Origin of the sequence: Alteromonas sp. 07-89-2 (assembly GCF_013113925.1) — a bacterium.
In the GTDB taxonomy this organism is placed as follows: domain Bacteria; phylum Pseudomonadota; class Gammaproteobacteria; order Enterobacterales; family Alteromonadaceae; genus Alteromonas; species Alteromonas macleodii.
Genome location: NZ_VTYM01000001.1, coordinates 255,768 through 281,695, shown reverse-complemented (window position 1 = coordinate 281,695; position 25,928 = coordinate 255,768). Strand labels below are relative to the sequence as shown.

The 25,928-nt window shown below is 44.8% G+C and carries 22 protein-coding genes; 11 read left to right on the top strand and 11 right to left on the bottom strand.

Features of this window, described 5'->3' with window-relative positions:
• The first annotated feature begins 3 nt into the window (after positions 1–3).
• The 4 genes from F0261_RS01190 (at position 4) to F0261_RS01175 (ending at position 5,575) form a co-directional block, all read left to right on the top strand.
• Positions 4–858: an MBL fold metallo-hydrolase gene (locus F0261_RS01190; protein WP_171337005.1), complete on the top strand. Its 855-nt coding sequence runs from the start codon at positions 4–6 to the stop codon at positions 856–858.
• 11 nt (positions 859–869) lie between these two features.
• Positions 870–2,543, top strand: coding sequence for a bifunctional protein tyrosine phosphatase family protein/NAD(P)/FAD-dependent oxidoreductase (locus F0261_RS01185; protein ID WP_171337004.1), 1,674 nt, complete (start codon positions 870–872; stop codon positions 2,541–2,543).
• 410 nt (positions 2,544–2,953) lie between these two features.
• Complete coding sequence (locus F0261_RS01180; protein ID WP_171337003.1) at positions 2,954–5,032, top strand: TonB-dependent receptor; 2,079 nt, start codon at positions 2,954–2,956, stop codon at positions 5,030–5,032.
• Positions 5,033–5,038: 6 nt separating this feature from the next.
• A complete protein-coding gene (locus F0261_RS01175; RefSeq protein ID WP_171337002.1) occupies positions 5,039–5,575 on the top strand; it encodes a DUF2938 family protein in 537 nt (178 codons plus the stop codon).
• A 34-nt stretch (positions 5,576–5,609) separates the two neighbouring features.
• Here F0261_RS01175 and F0261_RS01170 read toward each other — a convergent pair whose 3' ends face one another.
• The 8 genes from F0261_RS01170 to F0261_RS01135 all read right to left on the bottom strand — a co-directional run bounded on the left by F0261_RS01170 (position 5,610) and on the right by F0261_RS01135 (position 14,826).
• The gene (locus tag F0261_RS01170; RefSeq protein ID WP_171337001.1) at positions 5,610–7,274 is read right to left on the bottom strand and encodes an amino acid ABC transporter ATP-binding/permease protein; all 1,665 of its coding nucleotides are present in this window, start codon (positions 7,272–7,274) and stop codon (positions 5,610–5,612) included.
• A gap of 7 nt (positions 7,275–7,281) precedes the next feature.
• The gene (gene cydD / locus F0261_RS01165; protein WP_171337000.1) at positions 7,282–8,973 is read right to left on the bottom strand and encodes a thiol reductant ABC exporter subunit CydD; all 1,692 of its coding nucleotides are present in this window, start codon (positions 8,971–8,973) and stop codon (positions 7,282–7,284) included.
• A 2-nt stretch (positions 8,974–8,975) separates the two neighbouring features.
• Positions 8,976–9,977 carry a cytochrome d ubiquinol oxidase subunit II gene (gene cydB, locus F0261_RS01160; protein WP_171336999.1) on the bottom strand — a complete coding sequence of 334 codons (1,002 nt, stop codon included), beginning with the start codon at positions 9,975–9,977 and terminating at the stop codon, positions 8,976–8,978.
• Positions 9,978–9,979: 2 nt separating this feature from the next.
• Positions 9,980–11,377, bottom strand: coding sequence for a cytochrome ubiquinol oxidase subunit I (locus F0261_RS01155; protein WP_171336998.1), 1,398 nt, complete (start codon positions 11,375–11,377; stop codon positions 9,980–9,982).
• Between the two features lie 154 nt (positions 11,378–11,531).
• On the bottom strand, positions 11,532–12,797 hold the full coding sequence (locus F0261_RS01150; protein WP_171336997.1) for an alginate export family protein: 1,266 nt from the start codon (positions 12,795–12,797) through the stop codon (positions 11,532–11,534).
• Positions 12,798–12,845: 48 nt separating this feature from the next.
• Positions 12,846–13,244: a rhodanese-like domain-containing protein gene (locus F0261_RS01145; protein WP_253819155.1), complete on the bottom strand. Its 399-nt coding sequence runs from the start codon at positions 13,242–13,244 to the stop codon at positions 12,846–12,848.
• Positions 13,245–13,249: 5 nt separating this feature from the next.
• Positions 13,250–14,113 (bottom strand): MBL fold metallo-hydrolase, encoded by an 864-nt coding sequence (locus F0261_RS01140; protein ID WP_171336996.1) that lies wholly within the window; start codon positions 14,111–14,113, stop codon positions 13,250–13,252.
• Between the two features lie 62 nt (positions 14,114–14,175).
• A complete protein-coding gene (locus F0261_RS01135) occupies positions 14,176–14,826 on the bottom strand; it encodes a peroxiredoxin (RefSeq protein ID WP_171336995.1) in 651 nt (216 codons plus the stop codon).
• A 133-nt stretch (positions 14,827–14,959) separates the two neighbouring features.
• Here F0261_RS01135 and F0261_RS01130 point away from each other — a divergent pair, with 133 nt between their 5' ends.
• Positions 14,960–15,406 carry a hypothetical protein gene (locus tag F0261_RS01130; protein WP_253819154.1) on the top strand — a complete coding sequence of 149 codons (447 nt, stop codon included), beginning with the start codon at positions 14,960–14,962 and terminating at the stop codon, positions 15,404–15,406.
• Between the two features lie 44 nt (positions 15,407–15,450).
• Here F0261_RS01130 and F0261_RS01125 read toward each other — a convergent pair whose 3' ends face one another.
• Both F0261_RS01125 and F0261_RS01120 read right to left on the bottom strand, forming a co-directional pair.
• Positions 15,451–16,278, bottom strand: a complete 828-nt coding sequence (locus F0261_RS01125) for a TlpA disulfide reductase family protein (RefSeq protein WP_253819153.1) — start codon at positions 16,276–16,278, stop codon at positions 15,451–15,453.
• Positions 16,279–16,471: 193 nt separating this feature from the next.
• Positions 16,472–16,981: a LuxR C-terminal-related transcriptional regulator gene (locus F0261_RS01120; protein ID WP_039222446.1), complete on the bottom strand. Its 510-nt coding sequence runs from the start codon at positions 16,979–16,981 to the stop codon at positions 16,472–16,474.
• Positions 16,982–17,085: 104 nt separating this feature from the next.
• Between F0261_RS01120 and F0261_RS01115 the strand changes: the two genes are divergently transcribed.
• The 6 genes from F0261_RS01115 to F0261_RS01090 all read left to right on the top strand — a co-directional run bounded on the left by F0261_RS01115 (position 17,086) and on the right by F0261_RS01090 (position 25,464).
• The gene (locus tag F0261_RS01115) at positions 17,086–18,276 is read left to right on the top strand and encodes a TolC family protein (protein WP_171336993.1); all 1,191 of its coding nucleotides are present in this window, start codon (positions 17,086–17,088) and stop codon (positions 18,274–18,276) included.
• A complete protein-coding gene (locus F0261_RS01110; RefSeq protein ID WP_171336992.1) occupies positions 18,273–19,292 on the top strand; it encodes a hypothetical protein in 1,020 nt (339 codons plus the stop codon). The genes F0261_RS01115 and F0261_RS01110 overlap by 4 nt, the downstream gene beginning before the upstream one ends.
• The gene (locus F0261_RS01105) at positions 19,289–22,357 is read left to right on the top strand and encodes an efflux RND transporter permease subunit (protein WP_171336991.1); all 3,069 of its coding nucleotides are present in this window, start codon (positions 19,289–19,291) and stop codon (positions 22,355–22,357) included. Before F0261_RS01110 ends, F0261_RS01105 begins: the two co-directional genes overlap by 4 nt.
• A complete protein-coding gene (locus F0261_RS01100; RefSeq protein WP_171336990.1) occupies positions 22,350–22,667 on the top strand; it encodes a DUF3240 family protein in 318 nt (105 codons plus the stop codon). The genes F0261_RS01105 and F0261_RS01100 overlap by 8 nt, the downstream gene beginning before the upstream one ends.
• Positions 22,668–22,869: 202 nt before the next feature.
• Positions 22,870–24,630, top strand: coding sequence for a BCCT family transporter (locus tag F0261_RS01095; protein WP_171336989.1), 1,761 nt, complete (start codon positions 22,870–22,872; stop codon positions 24,628–24,630).
• Positions 24,631–24,834: 204 nt separating this feature from the next.
• The gene (locus F0261_RS01090) at positions 24,835–25,464 is read left to right on the top strand and encodes a hypothetical protein (RefSeq protein ID WP_171336988.1); all 630 of its coding nucleotides are present in this window, start codon (positions 24,835–24,837) and stop codon (positions 25,462–25,464) included.
• Between the two features lie 60 nt (positions 25,465–25,524).
• Here F0261_RS01090 and F0261_RS01085 read toward each other — a convergent pair whose 3' ends face one another.
• Positions 25,525–25,773, bottom strand: a complete 249-nt coding sequence (locus tag F0261_RS01085; protein WP_071950446.1) for a DUF2960 family protein — start codon at positions 25,771–25,773, stop codon at positions 25,525–25,527.
• Positions 25,774–25,928 lie beyond the last annotated feature (155 nt).

Genomic DNA, 25,928 nt, shown 5'->3' with positions numbered 1-25,928 from the left:
CCCATGAACGTTGAAACATTTTACGATAACAAAACGGCCACGTTTACTTATGTGCTATTCGACCCCGCTTCCAAAGAGTGTGGCGTGATAGATTCGGTTGCCGATTACGATATCTTTTCGGGTCGCGCGTCAATGGAAAGCGCCGACAAAGTTATCGACTTCATCAACCAAAACCAGCTTAAGAATAAGTGGATTTTAGAAACCCACGTGCACGCCGATCACATTACCGCGGCGCACTATTTAAAGTCTAAAATTGGCGGCAAAATTGGTATTGGCTCAGGTATTAAAACAGTGTTAGATACCTGGCTAGACGTATTTGAAACGGCCAACGACACGCCGAGCGATGGCAGTCAGTTCGATGTACTGTTCGAAGAAGGTGACACCTTCAGTATCGGTGAATATGAAGTAAAAGTATGGCACACGCCGGGGCACACTCCAGCCTGCGCAAGCTTCTTGGTAGACGGCAAAATATTCGTAGGCGACACCATGTTTGCCCCTAACTTAGGAACGGCGCGCTGCGACTTCCCAGGAGGCAGCGCCGAGCAACTTTATAACACCATCCAGCGCTTCTTTACCCTGCCTGACGACACCACCGTTTACCTTGGTCATGATTATCCTAAAGAGGGTGTAGCCCCGCTATCAACGGTATCTATCAAAGAAGCTAAGGAAACGAACAAGCAAATTCGCCCAGACGTAACCCTTCAGGAATATGTGGAAAAACGCGAGGCAAGAGATGCAACCCTTGCGGTACCTAAATTACTGTTACCCGCCATTCAAGCAAACCTTCGAAACGGCCAGTTCGGCGAAAAATCTGAAGGTGGTAAGCAGTTCATTAAAATTCCTGTGAATGCCATTTGAAGGGGTGAGTTATGCAATATGCTAACGTAACACAACAACTATCTGTCTGCCCTCAAATTTCAGTGGATGATCTAGAGGCAATAAAAGCAGCAGGGTTTAAATCTATTATCTGTAACCGCCCTGATGGTGAAGGGGCAGACCAACCTACCTTTGCGGAAATAGAAGCCAAAGCATCGTCGCTGGGTTTACCCTGCGTATATCAGCCAGTAGTTAGCGGAAAAGTAACCCAGCAAGACGCAATAGCGTTTGAAGCGAACTTACAAAAACTAGAGGGCCCCGTATTCGCCTACTGCCGAACAGGCACACGCTCTATTACGTTATGGGCCATGACTGCGACCAAAACCCTTTCTTATGAAGACATACTCTGTATGTCGCAGAAAGCCGGCTATGACCTTAGCGGGGTAGTGCGACGCCTAAAAAACGGCGGTGAAACACCCAGCGACCATGCCGATCACTCTCATGCGGTAGTCATTGTAGGGGCGGGCGCGGGCGGTGTTGCTGTTGCGTCTAGTTTGAAGTCGCGATGCCCAGATTTAGATATTGCCATAGTAGAGCCCAATGAAGTGCACTACTACCAGCCAGGCTGGACGCTAGTAGGCGGGGGCGTATTTAACGCTAACGACACCGTGCGCACTGTGGCCTCTGTTATTCCTAATAATGTTAAATGGATAAAAGCCGGTGTAGCAGCCTTCGCGCCAAAAGAAAACATGATTGTGGTAGACGGCTGCCGCACCATTAAATATGAACACTTGGTGGTTTGCCCCGGCATTAAGCTAGATTGGAATAAAGTGGAAGGCTTAAGCGAAACCCTAGGTGAAAATGGTGTGACGTCAAACTACCGTTTTGACTTGGCGCCCTACACATGGGAATTGGTAAAAAACCTTAAAAAGGGGAAGGCAGTATTTACACAGCCGCCAATGCCAATTAAGTGTGCAGGTGCGCCGCAAAAAGCCATGTATATGTCTTGCGACCACTGGTTTAAAGAAGGCGTGCTAAACGATATTAACGTTGAGTTCTACAACACGGGCGCCGTACTTTTTGGTGTAAAAGAGTACGTGCCAGCACTTATGGAATACGTTAAAAAATACCACGCAACGCTTAACTTTGAACACCAGCTGGTAAAGGTGGATGGCAAAGCAAAAGTGGCTTCATTTAAGAAGGTGGCAGACCCAGACGCCCCGCTCGTTGAAACTGAATTCGACATGCTGCACGCGGTTCCGCCCCAGTCTCCGCCAGATTTTATCAAAGTCAGCCCGCTTGTTGATGGCACTGGTTGGATTGATGTCGACCAGTCTACGCTACAGCACAAATCGTTTGAAAATATCTTTGCCCTTGGCGACGCCATAAACGCACCTAATGCTAAAACCGCGGCGGCGGCGCGCATGCAAGCCCCCGTGGTTGCCACTAACTTACTTTACGAGCGCGGTGTGCAAACAGATAAAGCCATTTACAACGGTTATGGCAGCTGCCCGCTTACTGTAGAGCGAGGTAAAGTGATATTGGCCGAATTTGGCTACGGCGGCAAAATTCTTAACAGCATGCCAACGTGGGTACTTGATGGTACGAAACCGTCGCGCCTAGCATGGTATTTAAAAGAAAAGTTGCTTCCACCCATTTATTGGGAAGGCATGCTGAAAGGCAGAGAATGGCTGGCTAAACCAGAAACTCAGCATATTAATAAGTAACTCGCCATTAAATTCGACAGGAAGCTTTAGCCTGGTAAAAAGGCTAGAGCTTTTTTATTTTAGAAAATGGACTGCACTTGAGTTTTACGTAAGCACCGCTTATTAAAGGGCGATGCTAAATAAAATGCTGCTTGTTCCTATCTCTCGCACGCCTCCAGTTTTCAAAACTAAAAGCAAACATATAAATAATTCTTTATTCAATATTGTAATGTGTATTTGAAATATATATTATAAAGGCGTAATGAGTTAGCGCAGTTCAAAACAGGAAGTTGTCTAGCCTATTACAAGGCATTTCATGTCTTTTCCATTTTGGATATGGTCGAAACTACTTCGCCACCTCTCAGAGGTGGCGCTTTTTTTCGATTTGCCGCTTCCATGCATTGATATGTTATAACGTTTGAGAGGGTGAGATGAGCAAGAAAGTAACCATGAGCGTGATCGGATTAATAATCAGCTCTCTTGTAAATGCACAAGATACCCCACAATCTCATAACCATCTGCATGAGATCGAACGGGTCCGCGTTACGGGGTCGCCAATGGCACTGAAAGTAGAAGAAACTGCAATAGCCGCGTCTATTTTAAGTGGTAAAAGCAAGTTATGGCATCACAGCCTTTCTTTAGGCGACTCAATTGCACATATGGCCGGAGTAGATACGGTAAGTACAGGCGGGCAAGCGGGAAAGCCAGTGATAAGAGGCTTAACAGGAAACCGCGTACGAGTGCTGCAAGATAGCGTACCTCAAGACTTTCAACAGTTTGGAATTAGACATGCACCAACTGTTGATCCGGTTAACGCGCACAGAATAGATGTAGTACGCGGGCCTATGAGCGTTATTTTTGGGTCAGATGCAATGGGCGGTGTCGTTAACGTAATAAGCGCTCAAGTTCCCATGTACAGCGAATCAATGTTGTCTTCTGCCCTTCTGAGCTTTAAATACGGCACTAATAACGATCAGCTCGGTACGTCTTTACACGCAGATGGCGGCAAAGCACAGTGGGGGTGGGCATCTTCATATCACCGTGAAAAAGCCGATAACTTTGAAACGCCTTCTGCAGATATTAATTCAACGAGTGTCAGTAGCCTCCCTCGCTTTTCAGGCGAAATACCTTTTACTAACTTTGATATTGAAAGTATCAGTTTGGCTAGCGGGTTCGTTTCAGACGCTTTCGATTGGACGGTAAGGTACACAGGTTTTTCAAACGAGCAGAATTTTCTTCAACCTAATAATGTGCCAACAGGCCAGCATCTAGACAACAAGAATGTCTTGTCTGATATGGCCCTTCACCTTTCTGACCAATGGAATGTTCATTTTATTCTTAATTGGCAGAAGAATGAGCGCACTGCTGGCACAGGAATATCATTCGAAAAGTTAAGCAACGCCAACAGCGATTTAGACATTGAGTTAGAGCGCACCCAAAGTAAGTTGGTTTTTGAGCATGACTATAGTACAGCGTGGAAAGGTCAATTCGGTGCTGAATACATATACAAAGATCAGACAACCAACGTTGGCACCTTAGTCCCAGATGCCTCGGTAGACTACATAGCCTTATATGCTTACGAGAAGTTTGAAAACGATTTTCTCATTGCCGAATTGGGTGGCCGATGGGACAAAATAGCCTTGGAGCCACAGAACGAAAGTCAGCAGTGGGTTGATAACTTTGACCGTAGAGTTTGGACAGCATTAACAGGATCTATGAGTTTAAGTTGGAAACTCAGTGATAACTGGCTGTTCATTCAGAGAATAGGAAGAGGGTTTAGAGCCCCATCTATTTTTGATTTATATGCGGGTGGTGTACATGGTGGTGTTGCGGCTTATCAAACTGGCAACAGCGAACTAGTAGAAGAATACTCGTTCAACAAAGAAGTTGGGTTGAATTACATAAGTCAAAATATACAGGCATCTATCACGTTTTATCAAAATACGTTTCAAGACTACATTTATCAAGCTGATACCGGCACCACGCATCAGCCGTCCGGTTTGCCTCTGTTTGAAATGAGGCAGGGAGACGCCCAGATAGAGGGCGTTGAGTTAGGCGCAAACTTCAAAATAACCCAACATATCGACTGGGAGTTTAACGCCAATATTATCAACAGTGAACTAGCTAGTGTTGGTACTGAGCTGCCACTAATGCCAGCAAATAGCTTTTATCAGCGAATTAACTACAGTTTTGGCGAACTATCATTATTTAGCGATATAAATTTTGTTATCGAGCACGAATACAAAAACAACAAGTCGATTGCAGGAAAATTTGAACCCTTTGCTCAGTACGATTTTCTCCCTTTCGGTACGGCATCGACAGAACAGTATCATTTGATAAACGTTGGGGCTTCAACACAGATACAGATAAACAAGCATCCAGTTACGCTTAGCGTAAAAGTAAATAATGTAACTGATGAGGCTTATCGAGACTTTTTAGATACCTACAAGGGCTATGCATTAGGTATGGGTAGGAATATTCAGCTTAGCCTGTCGGCTCAACTTAGGTAATTGACCATGAGTATCACTTTAGCAAACAAAGATGACAGAACCTCACTTCTTATTCTATCGGTAGTGTTAGGTGTAGCGGCAACCGCCTTTTTGGATGCTATGAACTATCTACAACACATTATTCTAGATAAGCCACTAACGCGGTATGAATTTATCGGACGGTGGGTTATTTACATGACAGATGGCGTATTTTCTCATCAATCAATTAAAGCCGCGTCACCAAAAGCAGGTGAATTAATGTTGGGGTGGGTTGGGCATTACGCAATAGGCATCGGGTTCGCTTTGCTTATGCTCATTTTTACCGGCGTTAAATGGGTGCTGAAACCATCTTTCTTGCCAGCGTTTATCGTGGGTTTTGCAACGTGCAGTATTCCTTTTTTTCTTATGTATCCAGGAATGGGATATGGTATCGCAGGCTTACACACACCTAACCCCGCCATGCTTCAGTCGAAGGTACTGTTATCCCATTTTATTTTCTCAGTGGGTCTTTATGCCGCAGGCTGGCTTCTAAGCAGGCGGATACAAGATACCTATAATGTATAAAAAGGAGGTAATTAAATAAAGGGCGAATCAGGTTTTACGCTGCTGATAAATCCACATTAAGTGAATGGTAATCAATACTTTGCTGCTCGATAAACGAGGGTACTTCATGAAGTAAAACAATAGATTTTCGTGCCGTAAGCCAAGGCAATATACGCATGAAGATGCGCTCTGCCATAGCGCTATCAAGCCCATTAAATGGCTCATCTAATACAATAAGCTCAGGGCTTCTAAGTAGTAGCCTAGCCAAACAAATACGTCTCGCTTGTCCACCTGAGACCTTTGCTCCACCTTCACCTAACCAGGTATTCAATCCCTCGGGAAGCGAATCAGCCCACGTTTGTAGCTCAACTAGCGAGAGTACATCGAACACTCTACTGTCTTCTATGCTTTCAAGCCCCAGCGTTAAGTTGTAGTACAAACTGCCAGACAGTAACGAAGAGGTTTGCTCTAGATATGCACAGTGACGATACAAGCTGTCTGACGAAATATTTTGTACAGATATATTATTTATCATTACGCTAGCGTTCGATTTATCTAACGGTACAAGCTTAAACATAAGCTTCGCTAATGTTGACTTGCCCGACCCAGAACGGCCTGTGATAAAAAGAGGGGGGCTATCATTCAAATTAAAACTTATCTTGCGTGATGCACTCGCGGGAATATGTGGGTGATTGCTTACCACGCATGACACCTCGCTTACTGCTGTAATATCAGTGTTATCGTTATCACAGCTTTCACTGGCCAATGTTGATAGTCGCTTACTAGCATAGTCGGTTTTTCCCCACGCGCTGAACTGCTCTGGTGTGGCTTGTAATAGTTCAGCCACGCCAACGAACAAAAGTGCCAACATGATAGCTGTTGGCCCCTCAATAACGTGGTGGTTTACAGCCCATAAGCTGGCATAAAGAGTAGCAACAAGGGCACCACCAAATATTGAATCGGTTATCATCTGAATTCGAGCAATACGTTTTTGCAAATTATTGTGATGCCGTTCAAATAGCGAGAGTGCGTGGCTAGTATCTTGTGAATGATGACTCATCAAGTGCTGGCTATTTAGTACAAAAGCGCCCTTGAGATGGCTAATCAATGTTTCTCTAGTACGATTTAAGTGCGAAATGGCTTGCGAGGCGGCACTTTTGGTTTGCCGTATTGAAAACAATATAAGAAGTAACCAGGCTAGGGTTGAAGCAATTAGAAAAACAACACCAAACTCAAACCAGATAAAGCACAAAAATACGCTTACTACACCTAAAAGAAGCCCTGTGGCAAGAGTTGGAATAGTGTAGCGAATTAATATGCTATCAAGAGCATCTAAGTCTGAGGTGAGCCGACTTAGCCACTCACTGTCGGATGTTTGCCTAACATCGTGAAGTGGCCTATGGGAAAGCGCATTAAATATCGTTACGCGATATGTCGCAATTAGCCTCAAAATAGTATCGTGATTGTATAGCCTTTCAATATATCGGCCAATGGTCCGACTAAGGGCAAAATAGCGGATCCCAGAGCCCGGCATATACATATCAAGCTTTACAATTAAACCCGCACCTATGGCTATTCCAGCCAACGCCGTGGCAGTAATGAGCCAACCGGAAAGCGCCAGTAACCCCACGCCAGAAAGCATAGTAAAAAACGACCAAAAGAGCCCAATTAGCAGGCGTTTACGTTCATTCTTAAAGATAATTGAAAACCAAAACTTCATATTACCGTTAGGCCTTATTGGTTAAGTCAAAATGATTACTGGCTTTTGCGACAAGTTCACAGTCGTGTGTTGCAACCACTACAAGGGCGCGGCTTTTAAGCTCGTCTAATGCCTCTATAATTACGAGCCTACTTTTTATGTCTAAACTTGCCGTGGGCTCATCAAGTAATATGAGTTCGGGTGGGTTTAACAGTACTCTTGCTAGCGCAATACGCTGCATTTGCCCGCCAGATAATCCTTGTCCGTGTTCACCTATCACTGTGTCTAGCCCGCTATGATGCGTTAAAAGCTCGTCTGACAACTCAAGCTTTTTAAGCACCCTTAACATCTCTTCATCTGATGCAGAGGAGGCCGAAACGGATAAATTCTCTCGAACGGTAGCGTTTTTAATCCATGCTTTCTGAGGCAAATAGGCAATGGAGTGCGCTTCTTTAAGTGCTAGTTCAACACTGCCCGACACTGGGTGTAAATAACCTGCAATGGTGTTGAGAAGGGTGGTTTTACCACACCCCGATTCGCCAGAAAAAACCAGTAAACCTCGCCCGGAAAAAGAAAAATCGAGGGCAGGTTTTTTCTCTTTATCGCCGTTATATCCAATTACGGCGTCTTTAAGTGTTAAGCGAGTAACTTCACTTGAAGCTGTAATCTGTCTGCCATCGCTGTAGCCTAATACTAATTCTTGTTCTTCCAAGTGCTGCAGTGAAGACACCATATTATTGGCGGCGCCTAAAGCGCTGGCTCTGTCGTGATAGTAAGTCGACAGCGTGCGCAATGGCTTAAAAAATTCGGGAGCAAGCAACAAAATACCAAGCCCAGAAAACAACGTTAACGACTGTGCTGGCCCCCAATTAATTGCCCCGTAAAGTGAAAAACCAATATAAATAGCAAGGCTTGCAATGGCTACGCTGGTGAAAAACTCCAGTACGGTTGAAGAAAGGAACGCCAGCTTAAGAGTTTTCATAACAACGTTACGATACGTATCGCCGCGCTTGGCAACCTCATCAGACATATTTTTCTGCGCGCCTAAAAGCGCAATAGTTGAAAGGTTCGCAACGCGGTCGAGAAAGTGCCCGGCTAAACGCTGGCGTAACAACGCATACTTTTCGTTCACGTGCTCCGCACCCATGCCTACTAAAATCATAAATAGTGGAATGAGAGGCGCCGATACTAAGAGCAAAATGGCACAAAGCCAATTCAAATAGGCAACAGTAACAAGAATGAGTAGGGGCGTTACAGCAGCAAGCATTTGTTGAGGCCAATAACGGGAAAAATAGCCATCGGTAGCCTCGATGTCTTCAACCCACTGCGATGCCAATGCGCCGCTAGACAGGCTCTGTAACGCCATGGGGCTGGTAGTATTCCACCGTTTAAGCAATGTTTTCCTTAAATGGTTTCTTACATTGGCGCTTGCGTCTTGCGCTAGGTTAGTTTGTTTCCATGTTAACAATGGTTTTACAACACTTACGGCTAAAAGAAGCAGCCAGTAGCCAGGCATAGTGCTGAGAGGAGATTGGTTCACCAGCGTGTCGTGTGCAATGAGTGCAACCAACAGCCACTGCACTATCATAAGCACTGACCCTATCGAACCAAAAAACACTGATTGATTTAAAAGGGAGCGTTGGCTGGCTACTTGCTCTTTTAAAAACTGCGCGCCTGATACAGCTTTGTTGTCAGGCGCGCTTCGGGTACTACGAGTCATGATTAATGGTAACCAGCGTCGCCCACTTTTCCTCTAAATACCCAATAGGTCCAGCTGGTGTAGGCTAATACAATGGGAATAACAAACAAGAAGCCTAACAACAAGAACAGTTGTGAATTATAAGAAGACGCGGCGTCGTAAATAGTAAAGTTTGGTGGAACAATATAAGGCCATTTGCTCACTAGTAAACCAAGGTAGCTGAACAAGAAGATACCCATAGTTGCAACGAAAGGCACACCATCTTGCTGCTTTTTAACCGAACGAAATACTACATAGGCACACCATAATACCAATACCGGAAGTGCCCAAATAATACTAAAACCTTCAAACCATCTGACCATTGCTGTGCTATCTACATAAGGCGTATAAAAAGACACTACACCAAATACAACAAGCAAAGCGATAAGCAGCTTAGGCGTAATTTTATATGCCCATTGCTGTACCGCACCGTCTGTTTTCAAAATGAGCCAGGTGCTGCCTAGAAGCGCATAGCCTACGACAAGACCAAAACCTGTTAATACGGTAAACGGCGTTAACCAATCAAGGGGGCCACCTGAGTAAGCAAAACCCTCAGTTTCGAAACCCTGAATATAGGCACCTACTACCGCACCCTGCGCAAACGACGCAACGAATGACCCTATAGAAAATGAATAGCTCCATAAGTACTTAGACGTTTTCGCCTTGAACCTAAATTCAAAGGCAACACCTCTGAAAATAAGCCCTGCTAGCATTAAAAACACGCCAATATAAAGAGCGGGTAAAAAGACCGAATAAACTAACGGGAAGGCCGCGAGTAGTCCCGCGCCTCCCAATACTAGCCAAGTCTCGTTGCCATCCCACACTGGGGCGACAGAATTCATCATTTTGTCACGCGCTTGTTCGTCGGGTGCGAAGGGGTACAAAATGCCTTGGCCTAAGTCAAAGCCATCCATTAGCACGTACATCATGATCCCGAAACCAATGATGCCAGCCCAAATTAAGGTCAAATCAAATGTTGGTTCCATTTTTATAAGTCTCCATCAATAGCCACGTGGCCAGCAGAAAATGGGCGAGCTGGACGTTCTACTTCATCCATTTCATGAGGGGCGTTAGCTTTCTCAAGTCCGCCTTTGAACACTTTAAGCAAGTAGTAAATACCCGCGCTGAACACCAAAGCATATACCACTACATATCCAATTAACGAGAACAGTGCCATGCCACCGGTTAACGAAGGCGTTAACCCTTCTGCATGCGTCATTTGGCCGTATATAAGCCAAGGTGCTCTTCCAGCCTCAGTGACAATCCAGCCTGCCAGTACCGCAAAGAACGGGCTTATACTCATCAATCTAAGGCCTTGTAAGAAAACTGGCGATGTATAAATTTTGCCGCCCATTCTATAAATAAGCCCCCATACGCCGAACAATACCATTAGCAATCCAAGTCCAACCATGACCCTGAACGACCAAAACACAACAAATACAGGAGGTTGTTCTTCTTTAGGTACCGCCTTTAACCCCGGCACTTCACCATCCCAGTCGTGAGTGAGTATGAAGCTGGCTAACTTAGGAATTTTCAATTCAAAATGATTGGTTTGTGCTTCTTTGTCTGGAATAGCAAAAAGCAGTAGAGGAACACCTGTACTTGTCTCCCAGTTACCTTCCATCGCCGCAACTTTCGTAGGTTGATGTTTCATGGTGTTTAAGCCATGGAAGTCACCTACAACAGTTTGAAGTGGAGCAAGGAACAACAAGAACCATAACGCTACTGACAGCGCTTTTTTATTTGCTTCTAGTTCACGTTTTTGCAAAATGAACCATGCACTAACGCCAGCTACAACAAGCGCGGCAGTAAGGAATGAAGCTAAGGCCATGTGTGTAAAGCGATATCCGAAAGATGCTGTGAATAGTGCATCAGCCCAAGATTTCACATGGTAAATGCCGTCGATAAGCTCCAAGCCGTCTGGGGTTTGCAGCAGTGAGTTGGCTGACAATATCCAAAACGAAGAGATAAACGTACCTGTTGCCACCATGATAGCGGCAAATAGGTGTACGCCTTGTGGTACTTTCTCTCGACCGAAAAGCAGAACGCCAAGAAAAGCGGCTTCTAGGAAGAAAGCCGTAATGACTTCGTAACTTAGCACCGGCCCTAAGAAGTTAGCCGTGGCATACGAGAAGTTACTCCAGTTTGTGCCAAACTGGAACGACATAACAATACCGGAAACCACGCCTATGCCGAAAACAACGGCGAAAACCTGTATCCAAAATTTTGACAAACGTTGCCAAATTGGGTTTTCAGTTTTGAAGTAAAGTGTTTCAAATCCAGCAATAGTACTTGCCAGACCAATCGTAAACACTGGGAATATGGCGTGAAAACACACCACAAATGCGAACTGTATTCTCGACAGTACGAGAGGATCTAATTCCATAATGCTGGCCTCTTTAGAGATAAACGCAACAGGGTTTTTAATTCACCCTATTTAGGGCTGATAACGGTATTTTACGCTCTAACTTCTCAAATGTATATTTTAAATATACATATAAATTTGTGTGTTAAGTATATTTAATGTTTTGTTGGGGCTCTCAAAAAGCATAGCTAGCCTGCAGATAGGCGTAACTAGTGAGTCGTTCGCCTGTGACCACTTTTCTGTTTAGATTGGCAAGTGCTATTCCTGACTCAAATTGCACGCTTTCAGCTATTTGGCTTCGAAAACGTAGCTCAGACAGCGTGCCTAGAAAGTCACCATTATCGAGTAATTTGCCGTTCAAACGGCCTGAAGCGCCACTTCGATGTATATCGAACGTACGTATCTGCATATAGAGGTTATTGCGTTCATTCAATTGAATATCAGATGAAACGCCCATCGATGCCATATTGTTGCGCGCAAATAAACCAAAAATGCCTGTTGGCCCATATTCGAACCTTCTTGCGCCAAACAGTGTGCTGAAACCTTCAAACGAGTCTGTTGACGCATTATCACCCGATGCAAAATCATAAAACACACTCACAATAGCTCGACTGAATGTTGAAGATAGCGCTATGTGGAAAAAGTTGGCGCTAATAGGTTGTGATCGATAATCTCCGCGCTGTAAAGCTACTTCGTAATTTATACCTAATTGTTGTGAAAGTTTTATGTTGGCCAGATTACCAAAGGTTTGTCTTTGTGTTCTATTTAGTGAGTCTTGATCTTGAAGCCCATAAAATTCGACGTCACCAACAGATGTTTTTAGGCTTGCATGAATTCCATAGAAACGCACGTCTGAACTTGATGAGTCAAGCTCAATATCATTGATGCTTTGATGAACATCTAAAGTGGGATTTCGGGTAACAGGGAAGGTATAGAACGCTGTTATTGATAGGTTTGATAGAAAGGCGTCAATTTTCACGCCGTCGAAGGTATTGAGCGTATTCCTGAATCTATTTCTAGCTATGAGTCGCCTACTTCCTACGTCCATCGTAAACCGGCCTGCTTTTACCGCAATCGTTTCTAAATTTTCTTCGTCTATTTTACCTTGCCAAGACGCCGCGAATTGGACAGGCTCAAACGCATTAGAATCGTCTGTTCCCACTGGTGTATATCGGCCCTGTTTAAAAATCCGGCTGTCCATGAGTTCAGCCTCAAACTGTAGTGGGCCATATTGGTAAACAGCATGTGAAGATATTCTTGTTACAACCGCATCGTCAGCTGCGTTAGATGCAGGCAATTGATTATTTACGTATTCGTATCTAACCCGAACATTAGTCGTTATGCTAACGCTATGTTCGGGTGTTTTATTTGCTATTACAGTGTTAGGTAAGAATACGAGAACTAAACCCAACGACAGGGTGGAAAGCTTAACTAAAGACATTTTGCTTGAACTGCTGTCTCATCAGGTATCTCAACTGTACCGTGCACATTAATGACTCAATGGCAGCTGTTTACGTTGCCATTCATCCATGCCCCCTGCCACAGAAAACACATACTTATGGCCCATATCAGTTAACGATTTAGCGGCTAACGCAGACCTGCCGCCTGTCTTACAAATTAAGTAAACACTGCGCTGTGCCAAGTCGTTAATCGCATCTTGCTCCTCGCAATGGTGGGCAAGAAGCGGGTGGCTGCATATTTTTGCTTCAAGCATGCCTCTAGGAAAGTTCACCGAGCCATTAATGTGACCGTGTTGGTATTCCTCACTTTCCCTAACATCAATCAAAATAACGTCCGGTTGGGTTAGTGCCACCATTAAATCGTCTACCGTTACTTCCTCAACCGCAGCTTTCACTTCGCTAATGAATACTTTTGGTGTTTTCATCATTCACCTCACAGTTGGTTAATGGGTACTTTGATGTAGCTAACGTCATTGCTCTCTGGTGGTGGTAACTCGCCTGCTCTCACGTTAACTTGAATAGAAGGCAAAATGAGTCTAGGCATACTTAAAGTCGCATCTCGAGTTTCACGCATTTTTACAAACTCATCCTTTGAAACGCCATCTTTAACGTGAATGTTGTATTCGCGCTGCTCGCCAACCGTTACTTTGCTTTCATGAGTGCGGTGTTTTGTAGGGTAATCATGGCAAACGTAGATATTGGTTTCTTCAGGTAATGCCAAAATGCGATGTATTGAATCGTACAGGGTAGTTGCACTGCCACCAGGGAAATCACATCGTGCGGTGCCTACATCAGGCATAAACATTGTGTCACCTACAAATACCGATTCGTTATTAAGTAAGTAGGCAATATCTGCTGGTGTGTGCCCAGGTACATGCATAACCTCAAAGCGCATGTTACCCACTTCAAGAGTGTCACCCTCTTCAAATAATCTATCGAACTGAGCACCGTTAGGCAGAAACTCTTTCTCTAAATTAAACAGCGCTTTAAATATTTTCTGTACTTCAGTAATGCGCGCGCCTATACCAATTTGCGCGTTATATTTGCGTTTGAAAAATGGTGCGGCTGATAAGTGATCAGCATGGGCATGGGTTTCCAAAACCCATTCTACTAACAAGCCTCGTTCATCTACAAAGTCTGCAATTTTCTGTGCACTGGCGGTGTGTGCGCGGCCCGCGCTATAGTCAAAATCTAATACAGGGTCGATGATTACCGCTTTTGAAGAAGCTTTATCTTCGACTACATAGGTAAAAGTTTCACTGTCATTATCTAAGAATGAAGTAATTTCAATATTCATGGTGATCTCCTAAATTCAGAGTTGGGTGGCATGCTTTCATGCCACCAATAAAAGCGTTTTACTTACAGCGCTTTTTTACAGAAGTACCAGTCGACATAGTTGTAGCCCGCAGACTCACGACCTTCGGCATCTTCGATAGTGTGAGGGGGTGGAACAATCACTTCATCACCAACCTTCCAGTTTTCAGGGGTAGCACAACTGTTTGCATCGCTGGTCTGTAGAGCTTCAACCAATCTTACAAATTCATTGACTGCACGGCCGTTACTCATTGGGTAATACACCATGGCGCGCAGAATACCTTCTGGGTCGATAATGAAAGTTGCACGAACCGCAGAGGTGTCGCTTGCACCAGGCTGAACCATGCCGTAAGCCTTCGCTACTTCCATCGACAAGTCAGCAATAATTGGGAAAGGAATAGTTACGCCAAACTTCTCTTTAATGTTGCGAACCCAAGCAATGTGCGAATGCGAGCTGTCGATAGAAAGACCAAGTAGCTCAGTATTAAGTGAAGCAAACTTGTCAGCTGCGTTAGCAAAACCAATGAACTCGGTAGTACATACCGGCGTGAAGTCAGCAGGGTGAGAAAAAAGCACTAACCACTTGCCTTTGTAATCAGACAATGATTTTTGACCATGCGTAGTTTTTGCACAAAAGTCAGGAGCAGGGCGGTTAAGCTGTGGGAAAGTTACGTTGTTTTGAGTTTCTGTCGTCATGATTAAGCTCTCTTTGTTTAAAGGTGTATTTAACTTACACATTTAATGTATAGTGAGTCATGAGGTTTTTCTAATGTATTTTTTTGAATAGCTTCATCGGATTAATCGTTTAATGAAATTAGTTAGGAATAAAATGATGATAAAATTTTTCAAAGCACTTGTTGTAGGAGCGCTCTTAGCCAACGCTTCAAGCCTCGTTGAGGCAAAAGAGAACAACTTGGTTGACGGTCTAGCGGTAGTAATTACATCAGAAAATGAACAGGCTCAGATGATGGCGATGGTGCTATCGCTTCAAACAATGAAGGCACATGGAAAAGAAGCACATATTACATTATGTGGTCCTGCGGGTAATTTGGCGCTACGCAGTACTGTAACGAAGCCGATGAAGCCAATGGACGCCTCACCGTCAATGATGCTTAAAAAGTTAATCCAGTTAGGCGCAAAAGTAGAGCTTTGCCCGCTTTATCTTCCTAATAAACCGGGTTCTGACAATGCACTAATAGAAGGAATTACCGTTGCTAAACCCGTTGAGGTAGCAGAGCGCTTACTAAATAGCAATTTTAAGAACTTAACGTACTAGTATAGCGAAATGGAAGCCTTGGCTTATAGTTGCCAGGCTTCCGCTTAATCACTGCTGTTGATAGCTTTTTTTCGTAAGGGGTCTAAGTAATATTGAAGGCTTGCCTCGGACAATTCGCCCATATGGCTGTCAACCAATTTACCGCCGGCATTAAAAAATAAGGTGGTGGGAAGCCCGAAAGCGCCTAACTCTTTTGCTGTGCTGCCAGTAAAATCAAAATATGTATTTTTCAAATCAATTTTTTGTTTGCCCAAAAATTGTCGTACTTTACTCGGCGCTTCTCCCTGATTTACAAAAATATACTCTATGTTTACATCGTTTTTTTGCGCGTATTCCAACATTGGCATTTCTCGCCTACAAGGCGGGCACCACGACGCCCAAAAGTTTATAACAGTAGGCTTGTTATTGTTTAAAACTAACTCGATGGGTGTACTGTCAGCATTGTAAACGTTGATAGTTTCAATCGTTCTTTGATTGCTTAGCATTGAGTTAAAAACAAAAAAAGGGAAAACTGCAACAGCCGTAATAGCTGCCGATTTTATGTATATAGAAAACAGTTGGCTGTACTTTTTGCTTCTAAATAACACAATGCACATCCCTGCAAACCAACCTATCGATTGGTTGAAACCACCGTCTCGAATATCAAATGCAGACAGCAGGTCTTTTTGATACACCTCCCATAGGGCTATAACAAACGCAATCCTTGCTGTGAGCAATCCTGCAAACAGACCGTAGAATAACGTGTCGATGGCAAACTTTTGGTATGTTGCTTTGCGAGTGAAAAAAGCAGTTAGCAGCCATAGTGAAAGAACACTCACTATCGTTAGAAGGGAGTCAACTGTTAGGGCAATTGGGCCTATTGAAATACTCATAAACATAAAAAACAACTTATTGATAACAACGTCGGAAATAGGCCTACATTGATATTAGACATTGAAAATTGAGACCGGTTGAAATAATAAACTTAAATAACGGACTGGCTCAGCCTCGCTCAAACCTAAAAGTCTGCTTCTACGCCCGAACTTTCGACTCATTCAACAATTGGGTTTGTCTTTATTCGAAGAGCTATGCCGCTTTATCTTCTTGTTGAAGAATATCTTCAAAAAACCAAGCGGCTAGTGCATAGCGCCCGTCAAGTTGAGACTTTGCGTAAACTGCCGATGCTTGTTGTCTAACGGTTTTCTCTTTTGTATTTCTTGCCGCTGCAATTTCTTGCGTGCTTAAGCCTTTTAGCATGAATAAGGCTACCTCTTTTTCGCTCGGGGTTAAGCTCCAATCATTGAACTGGTTTTCGACCTCGTGTAAGTATTGCGCTTTCACATTTCGCAGCTTGTTATTCATAGAGCTCAATCGTGCATTGGCGGTATTAAGCTCAGCGAGTAACAGTTTCGTTTTTCGGGTACGTCTACGCATATCAAAGATGAGATAAACAGCCATCAAACCCGCAAGTAACACAATCATAGATTCCTCAATAATGTGTGAAGTAGGCACATTCAATGACAAATCGACCATGACATCTCTGAAGTTTAAAAACATGATGAGCAGTAAAAGGCTAGTAATTACTTTATCTTTCATTTTCTTTAAAAACAGCTAGTTAAGGCTTCATGGGACATATGTCTAATGACGATAAGACACATAAAGGAGAATACTATAGATATTAGTTTCTCTGGCGTTTGCGTATGAATACCCGTTATCTGTTCATCCTTTTAAGTTTTCTCGTATCGAGCTTATTTACAATCAGCAGCGTGGCGGCTGAAACGTTAAGTGCTATCACCAATAATACTACACAGCGCTTAAAGCAAATCTATAACGTTAACCCTGAAAAACTGCAGCATAACGTACAAAGCATCAATCGTTGGTTACAGGGGCCAGCCTCTTTGCAGCTTATTGCACTGCCAAGCGATACACAAGGTGGTACAGATGAATATGAGGTAGGGGTATTTTTACCCTTTCGGTCACCTGCAGGCAGAGAGCTAGACGCTCAGCAGTTGTCTATTACCAACGCGCTGGATAATCTTCAGGAAACGCGGTTCAGACTCATGACAAGCGGTTTAATAAGAGAGGCACTGTGGCAGCGTCTTTTTGCAAAAGCCGAAGTAGATGGGCTTTTAAAAAAGCAAGAGTGGATAGCTTCATTAGACGATGTAATAGCACGCTTAGCAAACACTGGCGAGCTCGACCGCATCGCCTTATTGCGGTGGCAGCAGGAAAAACTTTCACAGCAATTGGCTTTGAAAAAAGCGCAAATGGCGTTAGAAAAAGCGCAGAAACAATACAAACAAGTCACGGGTACGGACGTATTACCGGAGCAAATGACTGAAGCCTTAGCCGGTGATCTTGAGAATAAACTGCAAACACACCCTGAACTAAGGCTACTTACATTAACTCAATCTCAGATTGATATTAACTTGGCGCAGTCTGATCAATCACTTTCGCCCTGGGTGCTGGGAGTTATAGCAAGGCAACTTAGAGGGCCAGCGGGCAATGAAAATCTGCTTGGTGTCAGTATAAATATTCCGTTGCCAATGGGCGAGGGCAGTTCTGCTAACAATTATGCCTCATGGAAAGCAACGCGCGACGAACTTACCGAAGCATTAGCCGAAACGTACACACGCCTACAAACGCAGCTCAATAACGCTGTGCAACAGGTTAACTATCTTACTGAAGCTACTAACAATCTGGAGAGTCAGGTTGAATTGGGCGTAGAGATCACCGACCTGTACCAACAGCAAGGTAGCGTCATGCCCAAAACATTTTGGTTAGAGCAACTTATCGCACAGCAGGAGCTTAAGCTAACGCTGTCACTGAATCGTCTACGTCGCGCTGAAGCGATATCAAAAGTTAATCAAATCGCAGGAGTTACGCTTTGAAATTATTCACCTTTGTTTTCACAAGTTTGTTTCTGCTGCCTGCTGTAGCTCAGACCGAAATCTCAATCGACAGCCTTGGAAAGTTAAATTTAACCTACGTCAACGCAGTGCCGTCACAAAGCGTGCAAAAGGCGGTATCGACGGGCATTGTAGCGCCTTTTCCGGGCTCCCAATTACACCTTATGGCACCAATGACGCCGCAGCAGGTGCAATATCTTGTAGCCGATGGCTCAGCCGTAACCAAAGGGCAGAGGTTAGCGATGCTAAAAGGCAGTGAAGTACATCATTTTACTGAAAATTTAAAAGCAAAAACTGCTTTGCTTCATATTAGCCAGAAACGTTTTAATGCGAACAAGCCCTTATTTGAATCAAACGCTATATCACAGTCCACCTGGTTTTCTATAGCGCAAGATTATTACGACGCAAAACTTGCCTGGGGGCACTTAGACCATTTTGCTGAAATGTTTGTGTCAGATGATGATGACGATATCGGATATTTAATTGCACCAGAGGCAGGCTTATTTTTATATGCAAACGGTGAAAAAGACGAGGAAGCAACGCGGTTAGGCAGCATAATCAGCAATAGTTCACTCAGAATTAAGACCATGGTAAGCGCCCATGAAGCAAGCCAAATATCAGCATTAGACACCGCGAACTGCCAAGTTCAAGTTGCGCGTATAGACGCAGTAGTTAACGAGTATCTTACTTCAGTGTGGTCTGAGCCACTGCCTGAAAGCTGCAACCTGAAATTAGGCCAGCGCGCGCAAGTCAGCGGTTATTTTCAGCTTAACGTCCTGAAAGTTCCAGGACAAAGCGTGTTTTACCTGAACGGCCAATCGTCGGTATTCGTGCGCTCTGGTAACGTGCTTAACGTTGTCCCCGTGGAGGTAGTTGGGCAAAGTGGATCAGACGTGCTCTTAATCAAAGCAACGCCACAGCTTAATAACCAGCCGGTGCTTTCCTCATCGGTAAGTGCAGTGCAAGGTGTACTTATTGGACTAGGAGAGATGGAGTGATAGCCCGCATAATACAGTTTTCACTTGTACAGAGATTGTTTGTACTTAGCGCTTTTATTGGGCTTGTTGCTTTTGGAATTAACGCATGGTTGAACCTGCCTGTCGATGCATTTCCTGATATATCGCCAACACAAGTTAAGGTCATCATGAAAGCAAATGGCATGACCGCAGAAGAAGTAGAAGCGCAAATAACCCAGCCCATAGAAACCGAGCTGCTAGGTATCCCACATCAAACCATTTTGCGTTCAACCACGAAATACGCCATTACATCCATAACGCTAGATTTTGAACAAGGTACAGATATCTATTGGGCTAGGCAGCAAGTAAGCGCACGCTTAGCAAGTGTGGCCAATTTACTGCCAGCTATTGCTGAAGGCGGGCTCGCCCCTATGAGTACCCCTTTGTCTGAAATGTTTATGTTCACCATTGAAAACCCAAGTTTATCACTGCAAGAACGCAAGCATATCCTCGATTGGCAAATACGCCCTGTGCTTCGTACCGTGGCCGGCGTTGCCGATGTGAACGTGTTAGGTGGGTTTACTCGAACATTTCAGTTTGCGCCCGATTTATCGCGCTTAGTTGCCTATGGGTTTAGTTTAAATCAACTCGAAACAGCACTGGCCGAAGCCAATATGAATGGAAGCGTTGGGCGAGTGCGAGCAGGCGCCGACTCACTTGTGATCAGAACGCAAAGCCGCGCGACAAGCCTTGAAGAACTCGCAGAGTTAGTAGTAGGTAACGTAGGCGGACAGTCGATAAAGTTATCTGACCTGGGTACGCTTTCTCTTGGCAGCCTTACGCGCTATGGCGGGGTAACCCGAAACGGAGAAGAAACTACCCAGGCCTTAATTGTTGCTCTGAAAGACAGCAACACAGCGAGTGTTGTTGAAGGAGTAATGCATAAGCTGAATGCGCTGAAAACTACGCTGCCAGAAGGGACCGAGCTTAACGTTTTTTACAACCGTAAAACGTTAATCGATACCGCTGTTGGCACCCTTACCAATGCGCTCACACAAGCTGTGCTTATCGTTATTGTTGTATTGGCTGTATTTCTTGGCAATCTGCGCGCGTCTTTCGTGGTTGCGCTGGTTATTCCTATTGTTGTGCTGCTTACGTTTCTTGCTATGAGTATGACGGGCATTACAGCGAACTTGATGAGCCTGGGCGGGTTGGTCATTGCAATTGGTATGCTGGTAGATGCGTCGGTGGTTGTGGTTGAAAATACCCTATCGCAGCTTGGCGTGAATAAACCGTTACCTCGCCTTCATTTGGTGTATCGTGCCACCCGCGAGGTAGCGATACCAGTAATTGCAGGCACCGTTATTGTTATCGTGGTATTCATGCCCCTTCTAACGTTAACCGGGCTAGAAGGTAAATTGTTTTCACCGGTAGCTACCACCATTGTTTACGCCATGATTGCGTCACTGGTCACCGCATTTACCCTTATTCCCGTGGTTGCTTCGTTTTTACTTTCGTCCAAAGACGGGGGTGTGCCGGGGTATTTGCAATCTCTTCAGTTAGCCTATCGACGCTCTTTAACGTTCGTCCTCAATCACGCTAAATTAACAGGCGTAGTGGCACTTAGTTTATTGGTTTTAAGCGGTCTTTTGTTCTCGATAGCGGGCAAAACCTTCATGCCGGTCATGGATGAAGGCGATATTATTGTGCAATTTGAAAAGTCGCCAACCATATCACTCTCATCATCACTTGAAATAGACAAACAAATAGAGCGTATGCTGTTAGCGTCGTTTCCAGAGATAGAGCAAGTTGTAGCGCGAACAGGCTCAGACGAATTGGGGCTAGATCCCATGAGCTTAAATGAAACCGACGTATTTATGCAGCTTGCACCCTCAGATACCTGGCGCTTTAGCAATAAGCAAGCGCTGGAAGCGGCTATACGAGAATCGCTTCAGGCATACCCGGGTATAAACGTTGGCTTTACACAGCCTATCCAAATGCGCGTGTCTGAAATGCTTACCGGCACAACGGGTATGGTGGCCATCAAAATTTTTGGCGCTGACATGCAAACACTGTCGGATATTGCAAATAACGTGGCTAACGTTGTGCGAAAGCAAGAGGGCGCAGTAGACACGAATGCCACGCTAATTGAAGGCGGTGACTTTCTTAGCATTATTCCCAAACCAGGTGTGGCCATGGCGTTTGGAATGACCAACGCGGCACTTTCACGCTATCTAAAAATGCAGGTTACCGGCATTCAGGTGGGAGAAGTAATAAAAGGCAGAGTGCGCACGCCAATTTACTTTGGCGAGTTAGAGCAGGGGCAGGCCGCTATTCTATCACCAGATGTACTTAACAGCATGATGGTACTTATGCCCTCGGGCCAAGAGCTAATGCTCTCTGCTATTGCAAACATTACCCGCACACAGGGCCCAGCAGTTATTGAACGAGAAAAGGCTATGCGCTTTGCTGTTGTAACCACAAATGTTGAAGGCCGAGATTTAGTGGGGTTTGTTGAGGCAACGCAAAAGGCTGTTCGTTCTAGCGTGTCTTTACCATCGGGCTATGCCATAGAGTACGGCGGCGAATTTGAAAACCAAATACGCGCTACGAATAACCTGCTTACGGTAATACCTTTGGTAATCGCTGTTATTGTACTGATATTGTTTACTATTTTTGGTTCGCTGAAACTGGCTGCACTGATTATGGCCAACGTGCCTTTTGCAGTAATGGGCGGCGTTTACGCACTGTTTATTACCGGCGAATACATTTCGGTTCCGGCTTCAGTGGGCTTTATAGCGCTACTCGGTGTGGCAGTGCTAAACGGCGTGGTAATGGTGTCGCATTACGAATCATTGAAAAGGCAGTCGTTATCGCTATCTGAGCGCGTAGCAAGCGGAGCGGTATCACGATTACGCCCTATTTTAATGACCGCAACCACGGCAATGTTTGGCTTATTACCTTTGGCGTTTGCATCAGGGCCTGGCGCTGAAATTCAAAAGCCGCTGGCAATAGTCGTAATTGGCGGGTTAATTTCATCCACGCTTATCACACTATATCTTTTACCTATTGGCTATCACTACTTGGAGCGCCGTCAAAATGGATAAATCCCAGCTACTTACGTTGTTCATCGACAAAGAAATGGAGGCTGATGTGGTAGATTGCCTTATTCAGTTAGATGGTGTGAGCGGTTTTACTGTATCTACGTGTTTTGGTTTTAGCCGGGAGAGCGCCCATCTGAACAAGGCCGAGCAAGTTGCCGGTGGGCGGCACATGCTGAAGGTAGAGGTAATCCATAACAGTGAATACGCGCAAGGCATGTTGCAAGCGCTAAAGGCACTTAACGGCCGAAATGCCATACGCTATACCATAACACCAGTATTTGATGAGGGGCACATAGTTCAAAAAACGCTGTAGGCCAGCATGTGTACTAAGAGAGATACGTCGCTAGTGTGGCCTGCTTATAACATTGTAGCGACTAAGCCCGCCTAAGCTGCATGCGCATAAAAGCAACCATCGCCACACATACAACACTATTCTGATAAACTGTTTTCGAAGATTGCCCGTTTAAAGCGGTACAGCATAATGGCATCTATAAAAATAAAACAAAGGATCGTGTATGAGTAGTAATACCCGAGATGCAGCCTCATCAAAGGCTAGCACTGAACAGGAAACCGCGTTTAGCGTAATTGATAAGCCGACCTTTTTTGGTTCTCTTATTCTTCTTCTTTCTGTCACCATCCCCCTTATCATTTGGCCCGACCAAGGCGCCCAGTGGGTAGCCACGGCTAAAGAGTTCGTTACAAATAAACTTGGCGTTTTATACCTGTTACTCGGTGTGGGTGCAGGTGGTTTTATGGTGTACATCATGTTCAGCGATATTGGCCAAATAAAACTGGGCGAGCCTGAAGAAAAGCCTGAGTTCTCGCCGGTATCCTGGGCAGCCATGCTGTTTTGCGCCGGTATTGGGGCGTCTATCTTGTACTGGTCAATGATTGAGTGGGTGTACTACTACCAAGCGCCGCCGTTTCACATAGAAGGCGAAACCCCAGAAGCCGCAAAATGGGCCGCGGCCTACGGCATATTCCACTGGGGGCCGTTAGCCTGGGCGATTTATCTTATTCCTGCGGTACCTATTGCCTACTTCTACTACGTACGAAATCACAGCGTACTTAAAATATCCGAAGCCCTTATGCCGGTAATAGGCGAGAAAATGGCCCACGGCTGGCTAGGTAAAATTATCGATATCAGCTTTATTTTCGGCATGTTAGGTGGCGGGGCCACCACGCTAGGCTTAGCGGCACCTATGATAAACGAAGGGGTACACGAACTATTCGGGGTACCTAAATCGCTAACTACACAGGTGTTGGTGCTAATCACCTGTACCGCCATATTCGGCTACAGCGCGTATGTTGGCCTTAAAAAAGGCATTAAGCTGCTGTCAGACATTAACTTTTGGCTGGCCGTAGGGTTACTGCTATTTATCTTCATTGTTGGGCCCACACTATTTATGGCCAATACCGGCCTAGACGCCCTTGGCCGGGTAATGAGTAACATCATTAAAATGGCCACATGGCTAGAGCCCTTCGCTGAATTTAACGGTTTTGAAAACACCCACTTCCCACAAGACTGGACTATATTCTATTGGGCATGGTGGCTGGTATTTGCACCTAGCGTCGGGCTTTTCATTGCGCGTATTTCAAGGGGGCGTACCATTCGTACTATGGTGGCAGGCTCTATGTTCTTCGGTACTATGGGATGCTTCTTATTCTTCATGGTAATGGGCAATTACGGCCTGTACCTACAGCTATCGGGTGAACTAGACGTAGTTACCATACTGAACCAACAAAGCCCAACAGCGGCTATTTTTGCCATGCTGCATACGCTGCCACTCGATTATTTAGTGATTTCTGTATTCACGCTATTGGCGCTTATATTTACCGCCACAACGTTCGATTCCATTTCGTACATTTTGGCGGCTGTAGTACAAAAAGAAGTAGACGAAGAGCCACTGCGCTGGAACCGTTTATTCTGGGCCTTTGCGCTATCTTTCATGCCCATAGTGCTTATGTTTGTAGGCGGGTTAGAAACCCTGCAAACCGCATCAATAATAGGGGGCGTACCACTATTAGCTGTTGCCTTTATGCTGTGCATTTCAATTGTACGGGCCGCAAACTACGACATGCGTTACCAGCCCGACTACTCGGTAAAAGAAATTAACATAGGCGAGTTCCCAGACGACGACCCGTGGAGCGAAGAGGGCAGCTGGGATCTTGAAGAGGAAGCCGTAGATGACGTGCCCATTGCTGCAAAACCCAAACCGCGTGGGCCGAAAGACCACATTGAAGGCGACCCACACAGTAAGCCATCGCGACTGTAGGCTATACCGAACAGGTCATAAATACTGGTTAACTTATAAATAGTGATTAAGTGATCCGTAAGTTATAAAGCAAAGCGCTGCCAAAAGGTGGCGCTTTGTTCATTTTAGCGCGCCACAATTAACTTTCACAAATGGCGTGCTGTGCTAACGTAGCCACCACGAATAGCCCTATTTTTTCGCAACAACGTTCAAGCAAATAGCAGCATGTCAGTAAAGAATTACCAAAAATTCTACCAGCCACTACGAGCCGTGAATTCAGAAGACTTCGGGCGCTGCTTCTATTGCGGCTGCGAGACTGCACGCCAAGACTTCATCCCGCCCATAAAATTCATTCACGACTGGCAAAGCGGGCACCTACAGGCCGACTTTATTTCCGTGCCTTCATGCAATGAATGCTTCGACCTGCTAAAAGATGAAAACAACGGCACCCTAGAACCCAGAATAAACACCTTAAAAAAGCGTTTGGCTGAAAAGTACAAAAAGGCCATTAGGGTGTTTAACCACTGGAGCATGGAAGAAATTGAAGAAATGGACGCCGCATTTCAAATAAGCCTAAAAGGCGGCATGCGATTAGGCAAAGAAACCCTTTCACGCCTTCAATTTGCTGGGTTCGACTATGAAATAAACGGCAGCACAACGCGGGTGGCCAAACCCCAGCGCGAAGTGTTTAAAGTGTTCGACGAAGAGTTTAGCAGTTTTAGAGAAGCGCTAGCCTTTGCCAGCGCTACCTACAAAATAAAGAAAAGCCGACTAAGTCAGCTTTATTTCGACAACGATGAAAACTTTGATAGGGCGATTGAGGCTTTTCATGGGCTGGTTGAGGGTAGACCCTGAAAATTTAATTGATCGTTTTGCGCCCTAAAGTCAGAGGTTAGAACCCTATCGGGCCCACCATCATTCTTGACCGTTTTTTAAGAAGTACAAATCAGAAAACCCCATTTTTACAAATTCGGTATCTCTGAAGTTTCTTACGGTTTTTTTGTCTTTGCTGATAGCAGCAAGTTGCTGTTCAGTTTGCAGGAACTGGGAAAGGTCTATTCCCTCAGCATCGGCCACGGCTTCATGCATATTTTGATGGCGGCTGTAAGAAAAATTTATCTCTTTTGCCACACCTTTAAACTTATAACGTACTTTATGGGCCATGTTCTACTCACGCTGGTCGATGTATTTCAAAAACTATTTAACCGCTATTATAAATGCAATTAGCGCTAATGATTAGCGTGTTAAAAAAAGCGGGTGGCAAAACCATAGCGCGAGGTGTTCGATGAAGAATTTAGTCGCTTTAAAAGAGTGCTGGC